We start from the raw sequence: 8,328 nt of genomic DNA on the forward strand, positions 1-8,328 counted from the left end.
AACTGGGGTCCTTAGTCCATTCTAAGAAGCCCAATTTCCGATTCAACAAAAAATGTGCCGGCGAAATGGTTCTGGTACTGCGGAACAGGGGGTGACCGAACCAATTACGGACCAAATACCCGCACCGCCGCTAGAACCGCACCAGTTCCACCTTTGAACGCCGGAGACTTAAAATCGCGAATCTAGGGCCGGAAGCCGTACAACTCGTCTGGGAAATAGCAATCCAAACTCTCGTACGGTGGCCAGCAAGAAGGGATTTCCGCCGATTGCGAACGCTAACGCCTGGGATCCGAGCCATGGTCCCACCGGCCCGAACTGCCTAGGCTCGTCCGTGGACGAGCCTGCGCCATTCACACGGTGGAGACAAAAACGCGCGGGAGTGTACCGCCGCCGTCGGGCGACCACAAGGTCAAGTAGTGCCAAGCCCTTAGCGTGACGAGCCTTACCGGCAATGCTCGCTAGCGGTGGTCGGGTCGACCTGCCGGCATCCTTGTCTACAATAAGCGAGCCCGCCTCTTTTCTAACCTCAAGCAAACAACCGGCAGCATGCAGCACGCCACGCGCACCGCCGACATAGGCTTGCTGGTGAGCGGTGGGCTCGATAGCGCGATCCTACTTGCACATTTGATTGATGCTGGGCGTCGAGTGCAGCCGTTCTACGTTCGTTCTCATTTGACTTGGGAACAGACCGAACGGGCGTGGCTCCAGAAGTACTTGCGGGCATTGAATCGGCCAAGCTTGTCGCCCCTAGTGACGCTAGATTTGCCTCTCGACGATGTGTACGGAGTGCATTGGAGCACTACCGGCAAGGCCGTTCCGGGGGCCGACACGCCGGACGAGGCCGTGTATCTGCCAGGCAGAAACGCGCTGTTGCTCATCAAGGCAGTCATCTGGTGCCAGCTGCGCGGTATTGGCGAGCTTGCGCTTGCCCCGTTGGGGTCGAATCCGTTTCCCGATGCCACGGACCAATTCTTTGCAGAGTTTGAATCTGCCTTAAACCGTGCAACCGACAGCCAACTGCGCATCGTACGGCCCTTTGCCACCTTTTCCAAACGCCAAGTTATGGAATTGGGGCGAGGTTACCCGTTGGAATTGACATTCTCCTGCATCGCGCCTGTCGACGGAATTCATTGTGGAGAATGCAACAAGTGCGAAGAACGCCGGCAGGCTTTTCTGAATTCCGGGCTGCCTGACCCGACGCAGTACGCACGAGGACGTGTATTGAAATAACGCGGCACGATAACGCCGCGAATTTGTATTTTGCCCGAGACAGTTTGACTTCACTCATCAAAACTAGGGGAGGCCGCTGTTGACTGCGGCCGAGGTTAGACCATGTTCCGCGTCACACGCGAAATCGACTTCTGCTATGGGCACCGGTTGCTCAATTACGATGGGAAGTGCAAGAACCTGCACGGGCACAATGGCCGAGCGGTTATCGTGCTCGAAGGTGCCGCGCTCGACGATCGTGGCATGCTGTTGGATTTCTCCGACATCAAGCAAGTAGTAAGCCGCTGGATCGACGATCAGTTAGACCATCGTATGTTGCTGCATCGTGATGACCCGGTGGTGCCATTGTTGCGCGAGGTGGGAGAACCACTCTATCTACTCGACGAAAACCCCACGGCCGAGAACATTGCCAAATTGATTTTCGAGTTTACCGCCGCGCAGGGATTTCCAATTGTCGAAGCGCACCTGTGGGAAACGCCGCACTGTTTCGCGACATATCGCCGCTGAACAGCGTAGCGCGCGTCGTTTGCCCCACGTCCGTACAGCTGCAAGCGCGACATCAATGCGATAGGTGATTGTCGCAGGTTCGCGACGGAAACAGCCTTTCTGCCGGCAGGGCTACTCCCGATGCTGCCATCTGGATAGTTCAGCTGCGATTGAACTTGCGCTGACATATTTCGGCATTATTCTTTGCGGCACGGTACGTGCATCTTGTCCCACGCAAGCAAGAGGAGGCCTTCGGTAGCCTCCAAGAAAAGTGCAAATTCAAGGAGAGAGGAGTAAGGACATGCGACGCATCATGTGGAGCGTAGTCATGACGGGAGTGATGTTGGCTGCCGTGGGACTCTCCGACCCAGAACAAGCCCAAGCAGGCCCGGGATTCTTTAGCTTGTCCGTTGGAACGCCAAGCTATACGGGATACTACGGTGCCGGCTATCCAGGCCCCGGCTATGGTGGCTATCCGGGGCCGAACTATGCCGGTTACGCGGGCGTCGCTCCCGTTGTTTCGCAGCCATATATGTACGCTGGATTACCGTTTGGTGGCGGTCCAAGTTATCCAGGTCTGCAGTATGGCGCTTATACCCCGGGCGGATTCTATCCGCATGCCAGTTATGGTCATCACGGCTATGGCCACGGCCATTATCGCTGGTAGGTAGATGTGAGTACGGCCCATTGCAAGCTTGCGCCAGTCTAGCAGCTGTCGTGCAAGCATTGGCTGGACTGGCGCAAAAAAAAACGCTCTGGCGGACCGTTTCCAGTCAACACCAGAGCGTACCCTCCTGGGAAGGCGCGTCGATAATCTGCGTTGTCGGGGTAGGGGAGTGCGAAGACGCGCCGCGGCAGGATTGCGGATCGCCCGTTTTTCGCTTCGTGCCTATCGACCCAAAATGTCTGCGAGCATTTCTTGCACTGCTGCCGTAGGGCTATCACTAGGGCACACAAGGATAATGCAACACGATATCGGCAAATCGATGTCAGGAATCTGAGGCCGTTTCCTTGAGAGTCCCCGAAGATGCGTTGCCACCATTGTGAGTCGCGATAGCGAAGGAAATGATCGATGCCTCTCAACGTACATAGAGGACGCCGGCACGCGTAGGCTGGAACGTTTTCGTTTTCCAAATTCAAGGCGACCCTTTTGCAACGCATTGCACATGTCGTGGCGATGTCGCTTGCTGCCACAGGATTCTAGGCACCCACGTCACTTCGCCAAGTCGACGGTTCGCCGAGGTGGTGCATTTGGCGCGGAATCGCATGTTTCTTGGGAGACTGCTGGACCTGGCTGCTAGCTTCGCCTCTCCTCCCAGATTCCCTCGGTGCAACTGTGCTTGGCGCTGACAAGCCTACCGAGTAGCTTTAGCGGCCCGATATCGCAGCCCGGCTGCATGCTGGCGCCCGTTTTCCTGCACTGACTTTATCGATTAGGTCGATTGTATCGACAGACTACTGCTGCGCACTGGCTTTGGCCGAAGGCAAGTTCCGATGCGGCGCCAGTTTGGCTTCGGATGGTCGGCCAGCTGGGCCTAGCGGGGTCGATCGAAGAGCGCTGGTCGCGGCACTGACGATTCGAGTTCGGGTGAAAGACATCTTTCAGGCAGGCCGCACGGCATGAGTCGTTCACCCAGGAAGACCGCAGCGTTCTCGCTGTTCACGTTTCTAGACGTGATGCTGTGTACGTTGGGGGCGCTGATCATCGTCCTGATTTGCGTGGTGCGAACGGCCCAGATCAAAAATGCAGAAGCGGCGCCCGAGGCCGGTACGGAGGTCGAAGAACTGGTTTCGCAACGCGAGACCGTCGAGTGGCGTTCCAAGCACCTGGAGGCGGCGCGCGAACAAACCCGTGCGCAATTGCGGGACCGTCGTTTGGAGTTGAGTCACATCGAAGAACACTCGCGCCGCTTGCGCATGCAACTGGCCGAGTTAGAGGCTGCCGAGGCGGCTCTGACCAAGGACCACAACGACGCGCAACTTGAAGGTCTCCGCAGTGAGGCACGCCGTCTTGCGGGATTGGCCGCCGACGCCGAAAAGGATCTAGAGCAGGCTCGTAAAGATGTTCGCTCTCGTCGCCCTTCGTACGCGGTCGTGCCTTACGAGGGGCCAAATCAGACCATGCGCCGCCCCATGTACATTGAATGTACAGGCGATCGTATCATTCTACAGCCGGAGAACGTTGAGCTCTCGCCAGATGATTTCGCAGGCCCGCTCGGCCCCGGCAACCCACTTGCTGCAGGGTTGCGAGCCGCGCGGGAATACCTCATCGACTACCGAGGCACTCGCGAGGGAGAGCCTGGCGAGCCTTATCCGCTGCTGCTGGTTCGGCCGGACGGCATCGAAATGTATTACGCGGCTCGCGCCGGCATGACCTCATGGGGTTCGGAATTTGGTTATGAGTTCATCGACCAGGATTGGAAGCTGGAATACCGTGACCCGCAGCCGGCCATGGTTGAGTCGATACGGGTCGCTGTGCAGGAGGCACGTATTCGACAGCGCGTTCTGGCCCGCGCGGCCCCCCGCTATTACGCGGAAAACAAACCAGCAAAATGGTATCGAGCTTCCTCACAAGGGGGCATCGTGCAAGATAGCGGCCCAACCGACGACGATGTGCGCGGCAACGGTCGCTATGGCGGATCGGGCCGGTCGGGTGGCCGAGGTGGTTATGCGAATCGGGGCGGCAGCGGTCGTGGACCTGGGAGCGATGGCAGTACGGCCGGACGTGTTGGCGGTTCAGGACGGTACGGCTCTGGCAATGGCGCAGCCAGAGGCTCAAACGGTACAACCGATTCGTCGGACGGTGGCGACGACGTTGCGAGCGTATACGGTGCCGCTGCTAGCGGGACTTCGAGCTACCCAGGTGGCGGCAAGCCGGGCGCGGGGCCAGGGACTGGCGCAGTTGGTGTTGCGACGGGCACGGGTTCTGGCGGGTCAGCAGCGAGCTACGATGGCGGTGCAACCGCCGGCAGCGTCCAAGGAGGGGCAGGTTTCGGTGGCGCGCAATCGGGTCTTGCCGCCAATAACACATTGGGCAATGGCCTAGGGAACGGTACCGGATCAGGGGGTGCTGCGGGTGATGGCCCCTCATTAGGAGGCGGCACTGGCACGGGGACCGGTAACTCAAACGTTCCTGGTGCTGCGCCAATCGCAGTACCAACGGGCAGTCAGGCCGGATTGGCCGGTGTTCGGGCGGGTGGGCTACCAGCCGGCGCGGGCGGGGGCGGTGCTTCAGGTGACATGCTCGGCGGTTATGTAGCGGGCAACGCCTCGGGCGGGGGCGCCGCAGGAGGCTCATTCGATCAGCGCGCCAACAGCCTGGGTGGCAATGGCAGCGCCGGTGGCACAGGGCAGGCAATGCCAGGTGCGGCGGCAAACGCACTCGCACAGCAAGCAAACAGCGCAGCGGGCACTATCGGTGATAGTCTGGCTGGGGGCGACTCGAGCACCGGTCAGCTAAGTGCTCCGGGCGCGGCAGGTGGACAACCGGGCGGTCAGCCCGGCGGTGGTCCTGGAGGAAGTGCGGGGGGAAATTCCGGAGGCAGCCCGGGCGGCGGTCCCGGGGGAAAATCAAACACGCAAACCGGACAGGCGGGGGCAGGACAACTTGGCGGACAACCCGGCGGCGGGCAAAGCGGACAAGCATCTAGTGGACAACCGGGTAGTCCTGGCGGGCAGGCCGGCATGATGTCGGCAAGCGCGAGCGGCAACTCCAGTTCATCCAGCTCCTCATCGAGTTCGGCCTCTGGCAGTCCCAGCATGACGAACCAACCTTCAATGCCCAACCTGACGTTTGGCAACCAGGGCCAAACGGCGACATCAAGCATGGCCGACAGTCGCGGCAAGAACTGGGGCCTGCCTGAAGAAGCACGTCATGCAGTTCCAATCGCTCGTCCAGTGCGCGTCGAGTGCTTGCCGGACAAATTGATATTGCGCTCCGAACAGAATCCTTCGCAAACACAGGAGATTCCGCTGACCGCACGTACGGAAGACTCGGTCGAAGATCTGGTCAGTTCCGTCTGGAAGCACGTCGACAATTGGGGATCAGCGGGCCGGGGTATGTACTGGCAGCCAAGCTTGTCAGTCGACGTGGCGCGAGGCGCGGACGGCCGCTATGCCGATTTGCAGACTCTGCTGGCCGACAGCGGCCTGAACGTGAAACAAGCGCCCAAGGCGCCGGCCCAGGCGGCGAAACCGAAAAGAAAGTTTACCCCATGGTGAGACACAAGAGTGGCGGAACCTTTGTGCAGGTTTTTGGACTGCGCACCGTGGCGCCGGCGCGCTTTTGGCTTTGCATGACCCTTGTAGCGTTTTTGTCATCGTAAGCGAGTGGAATGAGCTCCCATGGCGCGTGTCGTTCGAGGAGAAGAAGAAGCGTTCGGCAACGACTCCTTTCTGGATGTCGTCGCCAACATTGTCGGTATTCTGATCATACTTGTTGTCGTTGCCAGCATGCGGATCAAGCATTTGCCATCGCTGCTTTCTCCCGGGCTTCAATCGAAAGAGAAAGCGTCAGCGGCGTTGGAAGAGGCACAGTCGGCGATGACGGCGCTCGAGCAGGACTCGTTGGACCTTACGGCAGAAATTCAAAAGGTCACGATGGCCGCCGCAGGCCGCTATCAGGAGCGCGCCGTACTCGCACAGATTGTGGCACAGCGTCAAAACGCGATCGAAGAAAAACGCAAATCGCTGAGCGGCGTCTCGCGAGATCAATTCGATCTTGAGCAGAGCCTTGCGGTCGCGGAAGCCAAACTGAATCAGATCGAGCAGGAAAAGCAGTCGTTGGATACGTCAGCAGCGCCGACGATTGAGGTCCGCACCTACCCGACGCCCATTAGCCAGGTCGTTTATGGCAAGGAAATGCACTTTCAGCTGAAAGACGGCCTGATTTCGGTAATCCCACTGGACGTGCTACTCGAGAAGTTCAAACGTCGCGTCCACGAGCAGGTCGATCGCCTGCGCGATGAGCGCGAGTTTTCAGACACTGTAGGCCCCGTCGACGGCTTCCGCCTGAAGTACATCGTCGAGCGAGTCGATATGCAGCCCGACTCGGGTCACTCAGGCAGCTATGCGCAACTGCGCCAATTCACGCTCATCCCCATGTCCGCCGACCTCGGCGAACCACTCGAGGAGGCGTTAGCATCACAATCAAGGTTCCGCACGTCGTTAGCGGGTACCGATCCACGGCGCACTACCATCACGCTTTGGACTTACGAAGATAGCTTCCCGATGTTTCGTGAAATGCGGAAACAGATGCACGAGATGGGTTACAGCGTAGCCGGGCGCCCGCTATCGCAGGGACAGCCCATCGCTGGTTCGCCGCACGGCAGCAAATCTGCCGCACAATAACAGTTTGCCAGTTCAATGCCGACTACTGACGACGTTCCGCCGTCGAACGCTAATCCCTATTGAACATCGACCGTCGCACGAGTGATCCCGTGCTCGACGGCCGCAAAGATGCTGTCGATCTCGGCGAGCGTGATCGCCAGCGGCGGCATAACCACGACGACATCGCCCAAGGGACGCAGCAGAACGCCTTCATCGCGTGCGTAGCGACAGACGGACCGGCCGCGCTGCTCCTCCCAGTCAAAAGGGGTATGCGTCGATTTGTCGCGTACCAACTCGATGCCTGCAATCATGCCGCATTGTCGAACATCTCCCACGCAACGATGCTGAGCCAGACGCTGTAAGTGCCATGCGATTCTATCGATCTTCGGGGGCAACCTTGCGAGTACCTGATCATCCTCAAACACCTGTAGCGATGCGAGCGCTGCGGCCGCTGCGAGAGGGTTGCCGCTGAACGTATGACCGTGGAAAAACTGGCAACCGGCCGCGTAAGGACCGAGAAAGGCGTCCCTCACTTCGCTCGTGGCCAGCGTTGCGGCCAGCGGCAGATAGCCGCCCGTCAATCCCTTGCCCAAGCACAAGAAGTCAGGGGATACGCCTTCCTGTTCGCAAGCGAACATTCGTCCCGTCCGACCGCAGCCCACGGCCACCTCGTCGGCAATCAAGAGCACATCGTAACGGCGCGTCAACTCGCGCAGTCCACTCAGGTAGCCGGCCGGATGCACTATAATGCCGGCGGCGGCTTGCACCAATGGCTCGACCACGAGGGCGGCTATTTCCTCATGTCGCTCGGCTAGGGTGCGTTCGACAAAGCCTAAATAGTATTCTGCAGCCCGCTCGCGCGATATGTCAGCAGGGGCGTGATACGTTACAGGCGATGGTACGCGGATGCAGTCAAATAGCAGCGGCCGGAACATCGCGTGAAAACGGGCCACGCCGCCGACGCTCACGCTGCCGAGCGTGTCACCATGATAGGCGTCAGTCATGGCAAGAAAACGGGTCTTGGCCGGACGCGGATCCTGGCGCTGTTGCCAGTATTGAAAGGCCATCTTCAATGCGACTTCCACGCTCGACGAACCATCGCTCGAAAAGAAAACGTGGTTCAAACCCGCTGGCGAAATTTTAACCAGTCGTCGCGCAAGTTCGATCGTCGTCGAGTTGGACGCGCCTAGCAGCGTGGTGTGCGCCACCTTGTCGAGCTGATCGCGAATTGCCGCATCGATTCGCGGATGCTGGTGACCATGAACGTTGCACCATAGGCTGCTGACG

At 59.3% G+C, this 8,328-nt stretch carries 6 protein-coding genes; 5 read left to right on the forward strand and 1 reads right to left on the reverse strand.

What is annotated here, in order from left to right; all coding sequences use genetic code 11:
- Positions 1-546: 546 nt before the first annotated feature.
- The 5 genes from VGG64_25130 (at position 547) to VGG64_25150 (ending at position 7,062) form a co-directional block, all read left to right on the forward strand.
- Positions 547-1,230, forward strand: coding sequence for a 7-cyano-7-deazaguanine synthase (locus VGG64_25130; protein HEY1602913.1), 684 nt, complete (start codon positions 547-549; stop codon positions 1,228-1,230).
- A 102-nt stretch (positions 1,231-1,332) separates the two neighbouring features.
- A complete protein-coding gene (locus tag VGG64_25135) occupies positions 1,333-1,734 on the forward strand; it encodes a 6-carboxytetrahydropterin synthase (protein ID HEY1602914.1) in 402 nt (133 codons plus the stop codon).
- Positions 1,735-2,014: 280 nt separating this feature from the next.
- A complete protein-coding gene (locus tag VGG64_25140) occupies positions 2,015-2,380 on the forward strand; it encodes a hypothetical protein (protein HEY1602915.1) in 366 nt (121 codons plus the stop codon).
- A 953-nt stretch (positions 2,381-3,333) separates the two neighbouring features.
- Entirely contained in the window at positions 3,334-5,934 is a 2,601-nt protein-coding gene (locus VGG64_25145; GenBank protein ID HEY1602916.1) for a hypothetical protein, read from the forward strand.
- A gap of 123 nt (positions 5,935-6,057) precedes the next feature.
- On the forward strand, positions 6,058-7,062 hold the full coding sequence (locus tag VGG64_25150) for a hypothetical protein (GenBank protein HEY1602917.1): 1,005 nt from the start codon (positions 6,058-6,060) through the stop codon (positions 7,060-7,062).
- 56 nt (positions 7,063-7,118) lie between these two features.
- Here the strand turns inward: VGG64_25150 and bioA are convergent.
- The coding region (bioA, locus tag VGG64_25155) for an adenosylmethionine--8-amino-7-oxononanoate transaminase (GenBank protein HEY1602918.1) at positions 7,119-8,328 on the reverse strand (1,210 nt) is incomplete at its 5' end.

This window comes from Pirellulales bacterium (genome assembly GCA_036490175.1).
Taxonomy (GTDB): domain Bacteria; phylum Planctomycetota; class Planctomycetia; order Pirellulales; family JACPPG01; genus JACPPG01.